Raw genomic sequence first — 16,528 nt, forward strand, 5'->3', positions numbered from 1 at the left:
ATCCCATAAAAGCGACAGGCTTACCCCTCTTTCGCGGGCGCCTCGTCTTTCGCAACATCTTCCGGCTTCGGCGCGGGCAGGTCGCCCTTGACCGCCGGCGGCAGGCCAAGAAGCATCCGCGTGATGGTAATCAACTCGTCCCGCATCTCGCCGCGCGGCGTCACCCGATCAAGCATCCCGTGATCGAGAAGGTATTCCGCGCGCTGAAACCCCTCTGGGAGCTTTTCGCGGATGGTCTGTTCAATAACCCGCGGCCCGGCAAAACAAATAAGGGCGTTCGGCTCGGCAATCTGCACATCGCCCAGCATCGCATAGGACGCCGTGACGCCGCCCGTGGTCGGATGGGTGAGCACGACGATATAAGGCAGCCCCGCTTCCTTGAGCATCTGTACCGCGACGGTCGTGCGCGGCATCTGCATGAGCGACAGGATACCTTCCTGCATACGCGCGCCGCCAGCGGCCGAGAAAAGAACCAACGGGCGCTTGAGCTTCACTGCGCGCTCGGCGGCGGCGATGATCGCGTTGCCGACATACATCCCCATCGAGCCGCCCATGAACGAAAAGTCCTGACAGGCGGCGACAATCGGTGTGCGCCCGATTTCGCCCTCGGCAACAAGCATCGCTTCCTTCTCGCCGGTGTTTTTCTGCGCCGCTTTCATGCGGTCGGGATATTTTTTCTGATCCCGGAAATGCAACGGATCAGCGAGCGGCGCAGGCACATCGACCTCGGTAAAGATGCCGCCGTCGAAAAGCGCGGAGAACCGATCACGCGGTGTGATCGCCATGTGATGCCCGCAATGGGTGCAGACATTGAGGTTCGCGGAAAGCTCGCGGTGAAAGAGCATCGTGCCGCATTCGTCGCATTTGGACCAAAGGTTGTCCGGCGTTTCGCGGCGCGAAAAGATCGAGTTGATCCGAGGGCGGACGTAGTTGGTGATCCAGTTCATGCGCGCAATCCTTCATGCCATGGAGCGGTTTCTGTCAGATAAGACCCTGCGTCAGGAAATGCAATCAACGCCGTATTGCAACACGTGCCACAAGCCAGCCGCACAGGATCACCAGACCCTCAAGCGGCAAGATAGCCCGTAGGGCCTCGGTATCCTCCGGGCCAAAGGGATAAACGTAGAGCGCGAGCCCGTCCCAGTGATTGCGCATCGCAGAGAACATCATCGCGCTGACATTGTTGAGAAAATGCAGCGCCAGCGCGGGGCCAAGGTTCCCCGCCCGCGCCGTCAGGTCCGCCGCCGCAAGCCCGAAAAGCCCTGACCACGCCGCAAGCCAGATTGCGTTCTCGCCATAGGTCGACGGTTCGTAGTGCAGCGCACCGAAGAGGATCGAGGGAATCACCATCCAAGCAATTGGCGACGAAAACCGCGCCGCAATCTGGCTCTGGAGATACCCCCGGAACAGGAGTTCCTCGGTCCCGATCTGGATAAAGATCAGGAGGAGAGACAGCGGCAAGAGCCGCACCCACGCCCCGAACGCCATGTTCCCGACCGGCTCTGCGCCGCCTGGCGAGGGAATGAGGAACACCACGAGGAAAAGCAGAAGCGCGAGCCGCCCGACCCTTGTGAAATCACGCAGGACAACCCCGAGCGGCCCCGTCAGCGCCGCAAGATTACGACCGTTCAGGAGCCGCGCCGCCAGCACCACCACGATCAAAAGCGGCACAAAATTCCCCAGCATCGCCCAAATGGCCCGCGCAAAACTACCATCGCGCAGTTCGATCCGCAGGGCATTCCACGCGGGAAGGCTCGCAAGTGTTTGGAAATAAGCAATGTTGAGGGCAAGAAAGCCAAGCACAATCAGGACAATAGCAGCCACGAGACGCCAAAGCTCCGCTGTGGGACGGGCCGAGGCAACAAGCGCTTCATGTGGGCGATAGGCAGACATGCTAACGGCATTGCCCGTTTTGCCGACCTCTGGCAAGAGGAGGTGCAGCGGATTGTCGGAACAGCTGATAAAATGATGAAAATCGGTCGCAATTCATCATTGTGAGTTTGTTTCGCTCCAACCAATCCGATACAAAATGAACAATACCGCAGCAGCATTGTTTCTCAGGGTGAAACAAAAATGGGACGGTCGGAGCAGTTGAGAGATGAGTAAGAACGGTGTTGGGGTCCTGCAAAGCATTTATCAACGCGCCGTGTCGCGCTATTGGGCGCGAAGCGCACGGTTGGCCGCCAAGACCGATCTCAGCACCCTGCGCAAGCAACGCGCCCGCGCCCGGACCTTGCGCCACTACCTCGACACCCTGATTGCGATCTCAGAGAGCCGACTCGCCCTGCCGATGATCGGCTCGAACGCCTTTCCAGTACCGCATGGCACCGAATGGTCCTGGCGGCCCGAGGCTTGGCGCGAGCCGCTACCGATCAAGGGGCGCTCCTCCGTCGGCAACCGCGAGATGCTCGGCGACGAAGTTACGCTATTCCACGATTGTCGGCTTTCCGAACTGACCCTGCGCCAGCTTCGTAATCACCGCGAAGCCGATCTTGCACCTTTCGGGCTGCGCATGGACGTGTTCCGTTTCGACGGCTCCTTCCTGTCGCTGGCCATCGACCTGCCGCCAGAAGCCGTGCAGGGCCTAACGCGCAACCACCTCATCCGCCTCGACACCAATGTCGAGATGGAAAAACCGCTCGAGATATTCGCCCGCCTCAACATCAAGCACGGCCCGAACACAGAACAGATCGTGCGCGAACTACCTCTCGACGCCGAGGAAATCTCGGTCGAGTTCGATCTCGCCTACTCCAAACTGAACGAAAAACGGGTCGAACGCGCCTGGCTTGACCTGATCTTCGAAGGACCGGAGATGAACGAGGTAATCTTGCGCGATCTGACCTTCGCCCGACGGCCCCGCGCCGAACTCTGACCCTTTCAGGAGAGCCGACCATGAGCGACTGGACGCTGACCAAAACCCGCCTGTCTCAAGGTGTCTGGGAAGGGGCATTGACGCGCGATGCCGACTCTGGCCCGGCACCAGAGATCCGTGCAACGCACCTCAACGAAACTGTGACCGGGGTCGAACTCAAGGAAGACGTCGCTCACGGTCGTTGGGTGCTGCGCATTCCGATCCCGACCGAGGCAATCGCCGACGGGGTGCAGACCATCCTAGTTCACGACAAGCAAACAGGTGATCTGCTCGACAACATCACACTGATCGCTGGCGAAGCTCTGGCGGGTGACATTCGCGCCGAGATGACGCTCCTGCGCGCAGAACTCGACATGCTCAAACGCGCCTTTCGCCGCCACTGCGTCGAGACGATGTAAATCCAGATCAGTAATGCGCGGTATATCCGCCATCCACGGCCAAGACCTGCCCTGTCACATAGCTTGCGGCCGGTGACGCCAAGAAAAGGATCGCCGGGGCAAGCTCTTCCGGATCGCCCCATCTCCCAAGCGATGTGGCCGCCTCAAGCCGCGCCTGAATGGCGGGATTCTTCGCGGCCTCCCGGTTCGGTTCTGTCAGAAAGAACCCCGGTGCGATTGCATTGACGTTGATACCCTGCGGACCAAGCTCAGCCGCAAGCGCGCGGGTCAAACCGTTGATACCTGCCTTTGCGGTCGTATAGGCAGCATCGCCAGCCTGCGCGATGATCCCCGCAATGGAGGAAATATTCACGATCCGCCCGCCCGGCCCCATCATCGCCGCGGCCTTCTGACAGATCATGAAGGGCGACACGAGGTCCACATCGAGCAACCGATGAACGTCTTCCCGGCTGAACTCCTGAAGGGCCCGACGGTCCCGCATCCCGACGTTGTTGACGAGGATATCAAGACCGCCCTCCTCAGCGATCTCGGCAAAAGCGGCTGCAACCGCCGCCGCGTCCGACACATCAAAAGGCAGTGCTTTGGCCTTGCCTCCCGCTTCTACGATCTCCTGAGCCGCGCGCGCCGTCGTGCCTCTGTCGCGCCCGTTGATCCAGACCATCGCGCCCGCCTCGGCCAAGAGACGCGCCGCAGCAAAACCAAGCCCGCTATTTGACCCGGTCACAAGCGCCTTGCGCCCTGCGAGAGAAAACACACCGTAGTGGGCCATGAAATGCTCCTGTCTGAACCGATTTCATACTGCCAAGGACGCCCGGTGCCTACAAACCCAAAAGCGTCCTGCCGCAACGACACGACGGGCTGACGCGGCGTTTTGGGGTGACAAGCCACGGGGCTTCGGGTCTCCTGCGAGGCAACATATTCAGGGAGGCACCCATGACAGAGTATCCGCATCTGTTGGCACCGCTTGATCTTGGCTTTACCACGCTCAAGAACCGCGTGCTCATGGGCTCGATGCATACCGGGCTCGAAGAAACCAAGGACTGGAACCGCGTCGCCGAGTTCTACGCCGAGCGCGCGCGCGGCCAGGTCGGCCTGATCGTCACCGGCGGCATGGCGCCCAACCGCGAAGGCGGCGTCTTTCCCGGCGCGGCGGGCCTTTTCTCCGACGAGGACATCGCCAACCACAAGATTGTGACGGATCGCGTCCACGATGCGGGCGGCAAGATCGCGATGCAGATCCTTCACGCGGGCCGCTATGCCTATAGCCCCGAATGTGTGTCCTCCTCCGCCGTGAAATCGCCGATCTCCCCTTTCCCGCCAAAGGAACTCGACGAAGACGGGATCGAAAAACAGATCGCGGATTTCGTCACCGCCACGACCCGCGCCCGCGAAGCCGGGTATGACGGGGTCGAGATCATGGGCTCTGAGGGGTATTTCCTGAACCAGTTCCTCGTCACCCATGTCAACAAGCGCACCGATCGTTGGGGCGGCTCCTATGAGAACCGCATGCGCCTTCCGGTCGAAGTCGTGCGCCGTTGTCGCGAAGCAGTGGGCGAGGACTTCATCATCATTTATCGCTTGTCGATGATCGACCTCATACCCAACGGATCGACCCACGCAGAAGTCGTGCAACTCGCCAAGGCCATCGAGGAGGCCGGCGCAACGATCCTCAATACCGGCATCGGCTGGCACGAGGCGCGCATCCCCACCATCGCCACCTCCGTCCCCCGCCGCGCCTTTGCCTGGGTCACGAAAAAACTTATGGGCAAGGTCTCGATCCCGGTCATCACATCGAACCGCATCAACATGCCGGATGTTGCCGAGGATGTGCTCGCCGAGGGTTGCGCCGACATGGTGTCGATGGCGCGCCCATTCCTCGCCGATGCCGACTTCGTCGCCAAGGCCGCGTCCGGCAAAACGGATCAAATCGCGCCCTGTATCGGCTGCAATCAGGCCTGCCTTGATCATACTTTCTCGGGCAAGCTAACGACTTGTCTTGTCAATCCGCGCGCCTGTCACGAGACCGACCTCGAAATCACAAAGACGGATCACCCCAAGACCATCGCCGTGGTTGGTTCCGGCCCTGCAGGCCTTTCCGCCGCCATCACCTCCGCCCAGCGCGGCCATGATGTGACGCTGTTCGATAAAGCAAACACCATCGGCGGCCAGCTCAACATCGCAAAACAAATCCCCGGCAAGGAAGAGTTCTGGGGGCTGGTTGATTGGTATGAAACCATGGTGGCCGAGTCTGGCGTGACCCTGCGCCTAGGCGAGGAAGCGACATCTGAAACACTGATGAATTTCGACGAGGTCGTGATCGCAACCGGAATCATCCCGCGCGACCCCGGCATTCCCGGGCAGGATCGCGCCAATGTGCTCTCCTATGTCGATGTGCTGCGCGACAAGAAACCTGTCGGGAAGAAAGTCGCCGTCATCGGCGCAGGCGGCATCGGGTTCGACGTATCGGAGTTCCTTGTCCACGAAGGCGAGAGCCTGACCGAGAACCTTCCTGAGTGGATGGTCGAATGGGGCGTTGGTGACCCGGAAGAGGTCCGCGGCGGTCTCGCCCCCGCAGGTCCGCAACCGCACGCGCCCGCGCGTCAAGTCTATCTCATGCAGCGCAAAGCAAAGGCCCTTGGCAAAGGGCTTGGCAAGACGACGGGCTGGATCCATCGCGCCGCGCTCAAGATGAAGAATGTCGAGATGATCGGCGGCGTGAACTACGAGAAGATCGACGACGCGGGCCTGCATATTTCCTTCGGCGAGGCGCGTGAGAACCCGCGTGTCTTGGATGTCGATACCGTGGTGATCTGCGCCGGGCAACTTTCCGAACGTTCCCTCGCCGACGCGCTCGAGGAAAAAGGCGTGACCGCGCATGTCATCGGTGGCGCGGATGTCGCGGCCGAGCTGGACGCCAAGCGTGCGATCAATCAGGGTACCCGGCTCGCCGCCACGCTCTAGGTGGCATTTACCATTCGCTAACCATGTCCCGTTAACACTCATTAAGCGTGTGAACGGGGAGTGAAACATGGTGGCTCGCGCCTATACCGTTGCCTTCGAAGGGGTCGATGCGCACCCCGTCGAGGTGCAATGCGCCGTCTCCAACGGGTTGCCGGCGTTCTCCATCGTTGGTTTGCCCGACAAGGCCGTCTCAGAGGCACGTGACCGCGTGCGCGCGGCGCTCAACGCAATGGCCATCGCGCTGCCCTCAAAAAGGATCACGATCAACCTCTCCCCCGCCGATCTGCCCAAGGAAGGAAGCCATTTCGACCTCCCCGTTGCTGTGGCCCTCCTCGCCGCGCTCAACATCATCCCCGAGGATGCCGCCGAGAGCTGTGTCGCGCTTGGGGAATTGTCGCTCGACGGTTCACTTGTTCCAGTGACCGGAGCACTCCCCGCCGCGATGTCCGCTGCCGAAACAGGGCGCAGCTTGCTCTGTCCAGAACCTTCCGGTCCAGAAGCCGCATGGGTCGGCGCGGCACAGGTCATCGCCGCGCGTTCCCTCGCAGACGTGGTGCGCCACTACACAGGTCAATCGCCCCTCCCCCCATCTGAGCCAGGCGAGGTATCGACCGACCCACTCTCAATCGACATGCGCGACGTGAAGGGGCAGGAACGCGCCAAGCGCGCGCTTGAGATCGCCGCCGCCGGGCGGCATCATTTCTTCATGGTCGGCAGTCCCGGCTCAGGCAAATCCATGCTCGCCGCGCGCTTGCCCACGATCCTCCCCCCCCTGACCCCGGCAGAGGCGCTTGAAACCTCGATGATCCATTCCATTGCCGGGCTTCTCGACGCGGGCGGCATCTCGCGCCAGCGGCCCTTCCGGGAGCCACATCACACCGCGTCGATGGCGGCGATCGTCGGCGGTGGTCGCCGCGCAAGCCCCGGCGAGATCAGCCTCGCGCATAACGGCGTCTTGTTCATGGATGAGTTCCCGGAATACTCCCGCTCGGTCCTCGAGACCTTGCGCCAACCCATCGAGACCGGCTCCGTCATGGTCGCCCGCGCCAATGCTCATGTCTCCTACCCGTGTCGGTTCATGCTGGTCGCAGCTGCCAATCCCTGCCGCTGTGGCGAGATGTTCGACCCCAACAAGGCCTGTTCGCGCGCGCCGGTGTGCGGCGAGGACTACCTCGGGCGAATCTCCGGCCCCCTGATGGACCGCTTCGATCTCCGCCTCGAAGTGCCCCCGGTGAGCTTTCAAGACCTTGATCTCCCCGCCAGCGGTGAAACGTCCGCGACCATCGCCGCCCGGGTCGCCGCCGCCCGCGAGACGCAGGCGGCACGCTATGAAGACATCCCCGGCACCCGCGCCAATGCCGATATTCACGGCGCCCTACTAGAGGAAATCACCGCACCGGATAGCGACGGGCGCGCCTTTCTCAACAGCGTCGCAGAGAAGATGGGGCTTTCGGCACGCGGCTATCATCGTATCTTACGAGTCGCGCGCACTATCGCCGATCTTGATGACGCGGACCAAATCAAGCGTCCACATATCGCCGAAGCCGTCAGCTTCCGGCTTCTGTCTGCCAAAGAGAATTGATCCACTCAGCCACGCGTTCGACCGTCTCCCGCGCCTCTGGGATCAATCCTTGGAAGAGCGGCCAAGCATGGGGAGCCTCTGCATGCACCTCAAGCGTAACATGTGCCCCGTCTTCGTTGAGCCGCTCGACCATGCGCAGCGTATCATCGCGCAGGATTTCGCGTTGTGAGACCGTCAGGTAGATTGGTGGCGCACCCTGCATATCGGCGAAGAGCGGTGAGGCGCGCGGGTCTCGTGGATCTTGCCCAGCGAGATAGTATTCGGCACAGACAAACGCCCGTTCCGCAGGCAAGAGCACATCGCACCCCGCGTTCTCGCGAATGCTCGGCGCGGTAAAGCTGAGATCGGTCAGCGGCGACAAGGCGAACACCCCGACTGGCAAGTCTTCACCTTCGGCGATGAGTTGCCCCAACAAAGCGAGCGCCAATCCACCCCCGGCACTATCTCCACCAATGACGATCTGATCGGACCGATAGCCAGAATCGCGCAACAGATCATAGGCAAGGCGCGCATCGTCGATCGCGGCGGGAAAAGGATTTTCCGGGGCGAGGCGATAGCTCGGCATACAGGCCGTAACGCCCGAATAGCGCGACAAGTGGGCGACCAGTGCGCCATGGGTGTGCGGCGAGCCAAAAACATAGGCCCCGCCATGGAAGTAGAGGATTGCGTGATCGTCCGCCGCTTCTGGCCCGGTCACCCAGTGTAGATCAAGCCCCTGCGCCGCCTCATTGCGCCAGGTCGCCCCGCGTGGCCCATGCAGCCAGACCCGCGCCTTCCAATCCAAGGCCCGCCGAAGCGATGTTGGATCCGGCGCTCGTGCCAAAAGCGGTTTCTCGAAGAACCGCATTTGCGCATTTAGGAGAGCGAGGCGGAGGCTCATCCGATGCGCGCCTCGATTGCCTCCCAGATCTTCTCGGCAATATTCACCCCATCGAAGCGCTCAAGCTCTTGGATGCCCGTGGGCGAGGTGACGTTGATCTCGGTGAGGTAGTCGCCGATCACATCGATCCCGACGAAGACTTGCCCCTTTTCGCGCAGAAGCGGGCCTATCGCGGCGCAAATCTCCATGTCGCGTTCGGTGAGGCCGATTTTCTCGGGGCGCCCGCCCACATGCATGTTCGAGCGCGTCTCTCCTGCAGCGGGCACACGGTTGATTGCGCCGACCGGTTCGCCATCAACAAGGATCACGCGCTTGTCGCCATTGCTCACATCCGGCAGGAACTTCTGCACAATAAGTGGTTCGCGGCTGAAGCCGGTGAACAACTCGTGCAGCGAGGTCAGGTTGCGGTCATTGGCATCGAGCCGGAAAACACCCGCGCCACCATTGCCGTAAAGCGGCTTCAGGATCACATCACCATGGCGCTCTTTGAAGGCCTTGATCGTGTCGAGGTCGCGGGCAATCGTCGTTGGTGGGGTGAGGTCTGGAAAATCCAGCACGAGGAGTTTCTCGGGATAGTTTCGAACCCAGAAAGGATCATTCACCACAAGCACCTTGTCTTTGAGACGATCAAGAAGATGCGTCGACGTGATATAGTGCATATCGAACGGCGGATCCTGACGGAGCCAGATAACGTCGAAGTCGGCGAGGTTTACGTGGGTCTCGGGACCGAGGTCAACGTGATTGCCCACCTCGCGCCGCACCACCATGCTTTGGCCGCGAGCGGTGATCTCGCCCTCTTCATAGGCGAGCATGTCCGGGGAATAAAAGAACAGCTCGTGCCCCCGCGCTTGCGCTTCTTCGGCAAGGCGGAAAGAGCTGTCGGCGTTGATGTCGACAGACGTGATCGGGTCCATCTGAAAGGCGATTTTCATGGGCGTTCCTCTGCGCTGCTTGCTCCTTAAATGGCGCATGCCCTCCGCCCTTGCAATGCCTTGTCAGAACGCGCTCTCGAGAATTCGGGTTTCCCCTGTCGCATTGACCAATGCGACATCAAAACGGCAGGGCGTCAATTCGCCCTTTGGCTCACCTGCGAGAAAGTGCGCAGCCCCTGCATGAATGCGCGCGATCTGCCGCTCTGTGACACGGGCTGCCGCGCGTTCGAAATCAGGGGCTTGCTTTACTTCAACAAAGACAACTCCATCCCCATCGCGCAGGATCAGGTCAATCTCGCCACCCCCTTTGCGCCAACGACGTGCCGCAACGGTCAGACCCTGGCGCAGATAGAGGCGCTCCACGCTCTCTTCGGCCGACGCACCCGCGTGCCATGCGCGCCGTCCTCGCTCAGCTTTGCGCATGGTTCTCTCTTCGGCCTCCGTCATGGGCGGCCTCCTTTCGTCATTCTTCAGACGAAAGCTTGAGCGCCAACTGGTAAATCTTTCGTTTATGCACGTTATAGGCCTTGGCCACGCTTTCCGCCGCATCCCGAACGGACATGCTCTCCAACGCTTGACGCACCGCGACCTCGAGATCGGCCTCACCGTGTTCTTCCGTGCCCTGCCGATCAATGAGAACCACGATTTCACCGCGCAAAGCGTCGGTGCCGATATCCTCTGCAAGGCTCTGCAACGTGCCACTCCGTACTTCCTCGAACTTCTTGGTCAACTCGCGACAGAGCACCGCCGCACGTTCTCCGCCAAGAACCTTCGCCGCATCCCGAAGCATCGCGCCGACGCGTTTCGGCGATTCGTAGAACACGAGCGTACCCGGCACCGCCTTCACGGCCTCAAGCGCGCTCTGCCGCGCGCCTTTGGCGTTCGGGAGAAACCCCGCGAAAAAGAACGCATCCGTTGGCAAACCCGCAAGCGTCAAGGCAGTGATGATCGCCGAAGGTCCGGGTGCCGAGGTGACGTTGTGCCCCGCGTCCATCGCTTCACGCGCCAGATGGTAGCCCGGATCGGCAATCAGCGGAGTCCCAGCCTCGGACCCATAAGCTACAGAGTTCCCCTCTTCGAGAAGCTTGAGCAGTTTTGCCCGCCCTTTTGCGCCGGAATGGTCATGGTAAGAGATCAGCGGACGATCGCCGAGCCGCACCCCGTGAATCTCAAGAAGCCGACGCATTGATCGCGTGTCTTCCGCAGCGATGACATCAGCGGAGGCAAGAATATCGAGCGCCCGCAAGGTGATGTCTCGCGCCGTCCCGATGGGCGTGGCAACGAAGTAGAGCCCGGGCTCCAATCTGCGAATTTCGTGATTCAAAGCTGGACCCATCTTCTGTGTTCTCTATGATTTGCCCAAACCGGGCCAGCGCGTTATACGCCAGCCTGACGCCGCAAACCGACCCGCCAAGGGAGTTATCATTCCATGTTGTTCCGTTCTAGCCTTGCCCGCCGGTTTCTGAAAGGGGCCGCTGCCACGCTGGCTCTCGTGGGTCTGACCGCCTGTGTTCCTTCAACGGGACCGGTTATCTCGACGTCGAACCCCGTGCCGGTCGCGCTTCTCGTGCCTTCAGGGTCCGGAGATTCCGGCGATGCCTTGATTGCACAAAGCCTTGAGAACGCGGCACGCCTTGCAATTTCCGATCTCGACGGGGTCAAGATTGACCTGCGCGTCTATTCTACAGCAGGCAAACCCGCGACCGCCGCCGCCGCCGCGCAAAAGGCTGTCGCGGAAGGGGCGAAGATCATCGTTGGCCCGCTCTACGGGGCTGCCGCGAATGCTGCAGGCAAGGCCGTTGCGGGGAATGGCGTCAACGTTCTGACCTTCTCCAACAACACCGAGATCGCGGGCGGCAATGTCTTTGTCCTCGGGTCGACATTTGAGAACACCGCGAACCGGTTGGTGAACTATGCGACGAGCCAAGGGAAACGCAACATCCTGATCGTTCACGCCGATACTGTCCCCGGACAGGTCGGGCGCAATGCGATCATGGGCGCGATCAACGCCTCTTCTGCGTCGAGCGCCGGCACTGTCGCTTATAAATACTCTCAGGATGGCGTGATCGCCGCCGTGGCCGAGATCAAGGCTGCGGTCGAGCAGAACGCGCCGGACACCATCTTCCTGACGGCCTCGACCTCCGGCGCACTGCCGCTCTTCTCGCAAATGCTTCCCGAAGCCGGAATCGACCCCCAGACGGTGCAGTATATCGGACTGACCCGCTGGGATTTGCCGTCGCAAACCGTTGCGCTGCCTGGCGTACAGGGATCGTGGTTCGCACGTCCCGACGAAGCACTGAGCCGCGCCTATACCGATCGCTATGCCCAAGCCTATGGTGGCCTGCCGCATAACCTGAGCGGTCTGGCTTATGACGGCATTGCGGCGATCGGCGCACTGGTCAAAGCCGGCAAAAGCAACGCATTGACCACAAGCGCCCTAACCCAGGGTGCCGGATTCCAAGGGGTGAACGGTATCTTCCGCCTGCGGTCCGATGGAACGAACGAACGCGGCCTGGCGGTTGTCACGATCCGCGACAAACAAGTGGTGACCCTTGACCCTGCGCCAAAAAGTTTCGGCGGCTTCGGTTTCTAAACCGGACGACCTCCCGCTTCCCGCCCCCTCAACCGATCTCGTCCGCCCCGCAGATGACATCCTTGATCGCAAGGCCCTTCTCGACGCCGTTACCGGCGCTCGGGAAGCGCACGCCGACGACAGGGCCTTTCGCAATGCCGTTGTGAAGCTCTTGCTTGCTGCGCGCAAAGCGGCCAATGCCGAGATCGAGGCAGGTTTCCTTGACCGCCCCCGTGACGCGCGCGCTATGAAAAGCGCCTATACATGGGTCACCGATTGCCTTGTTGGGACGGCGCACCATGTCGCCACGACCTACTTGCATCCGCTTCAGACCCCAACAGAAGCCGAACGGATCGCCCTCTTTGCAGTGGGCGGCTATGGGCGCGGCGAGATGGCACCGCAATCCGATGTCGATCTGCTGTTCCTGACACCCTACAAGATCACCCCCTGGGCCGAGAGCGTGATCGAAACCATGCTCTACATCCTGTGGGATTTACGGCTGAAGGTTGGCCACGCCTCACGCACGGTCAAAGACTGTCTGCGGCTTGGCGGCGAGGACTTCACTATTCGCACCGCCTTGCTTGAGAATCGTTTCCTGCGTGGCTATGCCCCACTTGCGGACGAATTGAATGCGCGTCTCGAAAAAGACCTTTTCAAAGGCTCCGAACGCGAGTTCATCGAAGCAAAGCTGCATGAACGCGACGAGCGTCACAAGAAGCAGGGCGAACGCTACATGGTCGAGCCCAATGTCAAAGAGGGCAAAGGCGGCCTTCGCGATCTGCAATCGCTATTTTGGATCGCCAAATACGTCTATCACGTACAACAGGCCCGAGACCTTCTAGACAAGGGGCTGTTCCACAAGGACGAGTATGAGCGTTTCGCCGAGGCCGAGAATTTCCTCTGGGCCGTGCGCGGCCATATGCATATCCTCGCAGGTCGCCCTGTCGAACAACTGACCTTCGATCTGCAAGTGCAGGTCGCAGAACGCATGAGGTATCTCGACAAAGGTGGTCGGCGTGCCGTCGAACACTTCATGCAGGACTATTTCCGTCACGCGACCTCGGTGGGAGATCTGACGCGCATCCTCTTGACCAAGCTCGAAGCTGACCACGCCAAGGCGGCTCCCCTGATGGAGCGCCTCTTCCGTCGCCGCCCAAGGATCAAACCGGGCTATGAGGTCATCAACAATCGTCTGGCGATCACCGACGAAAAGGACTTCCTTGCTGACAAGCTCAATATCCTGCGCTTGTTCGAGGAAGGGTTGCGCACGGGCCTCTTGATCCACCCAGACGCCATGCGGCTTGTGACGGCAAATCTAGACCTGATCGACGACGAATTTCGCGCCAACAAGGACGCCCAGAAGATCTTTCTCGGATTGCTCCTCAAACACGGCAATCCCGAACGCGCGCTCCGCCGGATGAACGAACTTGGTGTGCTCGCCGCTTTCATCCCCGAATTCGCCCCGGTCGTCGCGATGATGCAGTTCAACATGTACCATTCGTACACCGTCGACGAACACACGATTCAGGTGATTTCAAACTACGCCCAGATCGAACGGGAAGAGCTTCAGGTCGAACTGCCGCTCTCCTCGGAGATCATTAAGACCGGGATCAACCGGCGCGTCCTCATGGTCGCGATGCTGTTGCACGACATCGGCAAAGGGCAAGAGACCGACCATTCTATTCTCGGCGCGCAGATCGCCCGCCGCGTCGCGCCTGCGCTTGGTTTGCGCAAAGGCGAATCTGAAACCGTCGAATGGCTCGTGCGCTATCACTTGTTGATGTCCGACACGGCTCAGAAACGAGATATCGCGGACCCGCGCACCGTGCGCGACTTTGCCAAGGCCGTGCGCTCGGTGGACCGACTCAACCTCCTAACGGTGCTGACCGTGTGCGATATTCGCGGTGTTGGCCCCGATGTCTGGAACAACTGGAAAGCCGCGCTCCTGCGCGCACTCTACCGTCAGACACGCGTTGTCCTCGAAGACGGCATGGAGGCCATCAACCGCGAGAACCGCGGCGCCGAAGCCAAGAAAAAGCTTCGCGCGGAACTCAAGGGGTGGTCCGGCAAGGACATCAAGCGCGAAACCACCCGCCACTACGATCCCTATTGGCAGGGCCTGCACATCACTGCCCATAAGGTCTTTGCCGAGCTGCTACGCGATATCGACGACGACGAGGTACGTATCGACCTGCACCCAGACGAGGATCGCGATGCGACCCGCGTCTGTTTTGCCATGTCCGATCACCCCGGCATCTTTAGCCGCATGTGCGGCGCCTTGGCACTGGTCGGGGCAAACATCGTCGACGCCCGCACCTTCACCTCTAAGGACGGCTACGCGACCGCTGCCTTCTGGATTCAGGATGCCGACGGCTCGCCCTATGAAGCCAGCCGCCTCAAACGCCTGCAACAGATGATCGACAAGACCCTCAAGGGCGAAGTGATCGCCACTGAAGCGATCAAATCGCGCGACGTCATCAAGAAACGCGAACGCGCCTTCAAGGTGCCGACGACGATCACCTTCGACAACGAAGGCTCGGAAATCTACACGATTATCGAGGTCGACACCCGCGACCGCCCCGGCCTTCTCTTCGATCTGACGCGCACCCTTGCCAATAACAACGTCTATATCGCCTCCGCCGTTATCGCGACATACGGTGAACAGGTGGTTGATAGCTTCTACGTCAAAGACATGTTCGGCCTGAAATTCCATTCCGCGTCGAAGCAGCAAGCGCTTGAAAAGAAACTGCGTGAAGCAATCGAGCGCGGCGTCGAAAGGGCTATTTCGTGAAGCCGATCCGCCTGATGCGCGGCTTCCTGACCGTGGGGGGCTGGACGATGGCAAGCCGCATCCTCGGCTTCGTGCGTGATATCCTGATCCTCGCTTTCCTCGGCACTGGCCCTCTCTACGAGGCCTATGTCGTGGCGTTCCGCCTGCCCAATATGTTCCGTCGTTTCTTTGCCGAAGGCGCGTTCAACATGGCCTTTGTGCCGATGTTCTCAAAGAAGCTGGAGGGCGAAGAAGACCCACTTGGGTTCGCCCGCGAAGCCTTTGCCGGACTTGCCACGGTGTTGATCGTCCTCACGCTCCTGGCTCAGTTGGTCATGCCTTGGCTTATCCTCGGCCTTGCCTCCGGCTTTGCTGGTCAAGAGCAGTTCGCGCTCTCGGTGGAATTCGGGCGCATCGCCTTTCCCTATATCCTATTCATCTCACTTGCCGCGCTTTTGTCGGGTGTGCTGAACGCGACAGGGCGCTTCGCCGCTGCCGCCGCCGCGCCTGTGTTGCTGAATATCCTTTTGGTGGCGGGCATCTCTGGTGCCGCATGGCTTGGCCTCGATGTTGCGCGCGCTCTGATCTGGATGATCCCGGTCGCCGGTATCGCGCAGCTTGCCCTTGTCTGGGTCGCCGCCGCGCGCGCCGGTTTCCCGCTGACCCTGCAACGGCCGCGCTGGACCCCCGAGTTGAAACGCCTCGTGACCATCGCCATCCCTGCCGCGCTCGCGGGCGGTGTCGTGCAGATCAACCTCCTTGTCGGTCAGCAGGTCGCTTCCTATTTCGACCGTGCCGTGGGTTGGCTCTTCGCCGCCGACCGTCTCTATCAACTGCCGCTCGGCGTTGTCGGCATCGCCATCGGCATCGTGCTCCTGCCCGACCTGTCCCGCCGCCTCAAAGCTGACGACGAGGCCGGATCGCGCACCGCCCTATCCCGCGCGGCCGAAATCTCGCTGGCCCTGACCATCCCTTGTGCTGTGGCACTCATGGTGATTCCGCTACCGCTCGTCTCGGTGCTCTTTGAGCGCGGCGCGACAACCGCCGACGATAGCGCCGCTATTGCGCTTGCCGTTGCGGTCTATGGCCTCGGCCTGCCCTCTTTCGTGATCCAGAAGATCCTGCAACCGCTGTTCTTTGCCCGCGAAGACACCAAAACACCGTTCCGCTACGCGCTCTGGGCGATGGTGGTGAACGCTGTCGTCGCCATCGGCCTCGCGCCGTTCATTGGCTGGATTGCCCCCGCCATCGCGACAACGCTTGCAGGCTGGGTCATGGTCGCGCTGCTCTACAAAGGCACCCGCCCGATGGGCTATGTCGCCAAGTTCGATGAACGCCTGCGCCGACGCCTGCCGCGCATTTGCTTCGCCTCTGCAATCATGGGAGGGGCGCTTTGGGGCCTAACCATCGTCCTTGGCCCGGCGCTTGGCACCGATGGCTGGCGCTATCTTGCGCTCGCGATCCTGATCCTTCTCGGCTCAGTCGTCTACTTCGTCTCGGGGCACATTATTGGCGCCTTCCGCCTCTCCGATTTTCGCCGCGCGGCGAAACGCGGCTGACG

At 61.0% G+C, this 16,528-nt stretch carries 14 protein-coding genes; 7 read left to right on the forward strand and 7 right to left on the reverse strand.

The genetic code is table 11. From position 1 onward, the window contains the following. Positions 1–20: 20 nt before the first annotated feature. Together accD and MK745_RS01275 are read right to left on the reverse strand one after the other, a co-directional pair. Positions 21–947, reverse strand: a complete 927-nt coding sequence (gene accD, locus MK745_RS01270; protein WP_243611462.1) for an acetyl-CoA carboxylase, carboxyltransferase subunit beta — start codon at positions 945–947, stop codon at positions 21–23. Between the two features lie 64 nt (positions 948–1,011). Beyond that, a complete protein-coding gene (locus MK745_RS01275) occupies positions 1,012–1,893 on the reverse strand; it encodes a CPBP family intramembrane glutamic endopeptidase (RefSeq protein WP_243611463.1) in 882 nt (293 codons plus the stop codon). 205 nt (positions 1,894–2,098) lie between these two features. On the opposite strand from MK745_RS01275, the gene MK745_RS01280 reads away from it, so the two are divergent. Further along, complete coding sequence (locus MK745_RS01280) at positions 2,099–2,872, forward strand: DUF6478 family protein (protein WP_243611464.1); 774 nt, start codon at positions 2,099–2,101, stop codon at positions 2,870–2,872. Positions 2,873–2,892: 20 nt separating this feature from the next. Next, a complete protein-coding gene (locus MK745_RS01285; protein ID WP_243611465.1) occupies positions 2,893–3,270 on the forward strand; it encodes a hypothetical protein in 378 nt (125 codons plus the stop codon). A gap of 7 nt (positions 3,271–3,277) precedes the next feature. Here the strand turns inward: MK745_RS01285 and MK745_RS01290 are convergent, their stop codons facing one another. After that, positions 3,278–4,039 carry an SDR family oxidoreductase gene (locus MK745_RS01290; protein ID WP_243611466.1) on the reverse strand — a complete coding sequence of 254 codons (762 nt, stop codon included), beginning with the start codon at positions 4,037–4,039 and terminating at the stop codon, positions 3,278–3,280. A gap of 164 nt (positions 4,040–4,203) precedes the next feature. Between MK745_RS01290 and MK745_RS01295 the strand changes: the two genes are divergently transcribed. Then, the gene (locus tag MK745_RS01295; protein WP_243611467.1) at positions 4,204–6,231 is read left to right on the forward strand and encodes an NADPH-dependent 2,4-dienoyl-CoA reductase; all 2,028 of its coding nucleotides are present in this window, start codon (positions 4,204–4,206) and stop codon (positions 6,229–6,231) included. Between the two features lie 67 nt (positions 6,232–6,298). After that, on the forward strand, positions 6,299–7,813 hold the full coding sequence (locus MK745_RS01300; protein ID WP_243611468.1) for a YifB family Mg chelatase-like AAA ATPase: 1,515 nt from the start codon (positions 6,299–6,301) through the stop codon (positions 7,811–7,813). Here the strand turns inward: MK745_RS01300 and MK745_RS01305 are convergent. The 4 genes from MK745_RS01305 to rsmI form a co-directional block, all read right to left on the reverse strand. Continuing rightward, positions 7,779–8,693: an alpha/beta hydrolase gene (locus MK745_RS01305; protein ID WP_243611469.1), complete on the reverse strand. Its 915-nt coding sequence runs from the start codon at positions 8,691–8,693 to the stop codon at positions 7,779–7,781. The genes MK745_RS01300 and MK745_RS01305 overlap by 35 nt on opposite strands. Further along, positions 8,690–9,625 (reverse strand): glutathione synthase, encoded by a 936-nt coding sequence (gene gshB, locus MK745_RS01310; protein ID WP_243611470.1) that lies wholly within the window; start codon positions 9,623–9,625, stop codon positions 8,690–8,692. The genes MK745_RS01305 and gshB overlap by 4 nt, the downstream gene beginning before the upstream one ends. Positions 9,626–9,688: 63 nt before the next feature. Next, positions 9,689–10,072 carry a YraN family protein gene (locus tag MK745_RS01315; protein ID WP_243611471.1) on the reverse strand — a complete coding sequence of 128 codons (384 nt, stop codon included), beginning with the start codon at positions 10,070–10,072 and terminating at the stop codon, positions 9,689–9,691. 16 nt (positions 10,073–10,088) lie between these two features. After that, complete coding sequence (gene rsmI / locus MK745_RS01320) at positions 10,089–10,949, reverse strand: 16S rRNA (cytidine(1402)-2'-O)-methyltransferase (RefSeq protein ID WP_243611629.1); 861 nt, start codon at positions 10,947–10,949, stop codon at positions 10,089–10,091. Between the two features lie 105 nt (positions 10,950–11,054). Here rsmI and MK745_RS01325 point away from each other — a divergent pair, with 105 nt between their 5' ends. The 3 genes from MK745_RS01325 to murJ are packed head-to-tail and all read left to right on the forward strand — an operon-like array spanning position 11,055 to position 16,526. Further along, positions 11,055–12,218: a penicillin-binding protein activator gene (locus tag MK745_RS01325; protein WP_243611472.1), complete on the forward strand. Its 1,164-nt coding sequence runs from the start codon at positions 11,055–11,057 to the stop codon at positions 12,216–12,218. Next, on the forward strand, positions 12,178–14,988 hold the full coding sequence (locus MK745_RS01330) for a [protein-PII] uridylyltransferase (protein ID WP_431978957.1): 2,811 nt from the start codon (positions 12,178–12,180) through the stop codon (positions 14,986–14,988). Before MK745_RS01325 ends, MK745_RS01330 begins: the two co-directional genes overlap by 41 nt. Beyond that, on the forward strand, positions 14,985–16,526 hold the full coding sequence (gene murJ, locus MK745_RS01335; protein WP_243611473.1) for a murein biosynthesis integral membrane protein MurJ: 1,542 nt from the start codon (positions 14,985–14,987) through the stop codon (positions 16,524–16,526). The genes MK745_RS01330 and murJ overlap by 4 nt, the downstream gene beginning before the upstream one ends. Positions 16,527–16,528 lie beyond the last annotated feature (2 nt).

It is taken from the genome of Shimia aestuarii, from assembly GCF_022814865.1.
Taxonomy (GTDB): Bacteria; Pseudomonadota; Alphaproteobacteria; order Rhodobacterales; family Rhodobacteraceae; genus Shimia; species Shimia aestuarii_A.

Excerpts from the sequence above, each read along its gene's own strand:
- accD (WP_243611462.1), bottom strand. The coding sequence starts at position 947 with ATGAACTGGATCACCAACTACGTCCGCCCTCGGATCAACTCGATCTTT.
- MK745_RS01275 (WP_243611463.1), bottom strand. The coding sequence starts at position 1,893 with ATGTCTGCCTATCGCCCACATGAAGCGCTTGTTGCCTCGGCCCGTCCC.
- MK745_RS01280 (WP_243611464.1), top strand. The coding sequence starts at position 2,099 with ATGAGTAAGAACGGTGTTGGGGTCCTGCAAAGCATTTATCAACGCGCC.
- MK745_RS01285 (WP_243611465.1), top strand. The coding sequence starts at position 2,893 with ATGAGCGACTGGACGCTGACCAAAACCCGCCTGTCTCAAGGTGTCTGG.
- MK745_RS01290 (WP_243611466.1), bottom strand. The coding sequence starts at position 4,039 with ATGGCCCACTACGGTGTGTTTTCTCTCGCAGGGCGCAAGGCGCTTGTG.
- MK745_RS01295 (WP_243611467.1), top strand. The coding sequence starts at position 4,204 with ATGACAGAGTATCCGCATCTGTTGGCACCGCTTGATCTTGGCTTTACC.
- MK745_RS01300 (WP_243611468.1), top strand. The coding sequence starts at position 6,299 with ATGGTGGCTCGCGCCTATACCGTTGCCTTCGAAGGGGTCGATGCGCAC.
- MK745_RS01305 (WP_243611469.1), bottom strand. The coding sequence starts at position 8,693 with ATGAGCCTCCGCCTCGCTCTCCTAAATGCGCAAATGCGGTTCTTCGAG.
- gshB (WP_243611470.1), bottom strand. The coding sequence starts at position 9,625 with ATGAAAATCGCCTTTCAGATGGACCCGATCACGTCTGTCGACATCAAC.
- MK745_RS01315 (WP_243611471.1), bottom strand. The coding sequence starts at position 10,072 with ATGACGGAGGCCGAAGAGAGAACCATGCGCAAAGCTGAGCGAGGACGG.
- MK745_RS01325 (WP_243611472.1), top strand. The coding sequence starts at position 11,055 with ATGTTGTTCCGTTCTAGCCTTGCCCGCCGGTTTCTGAAAGGGGCCGCT.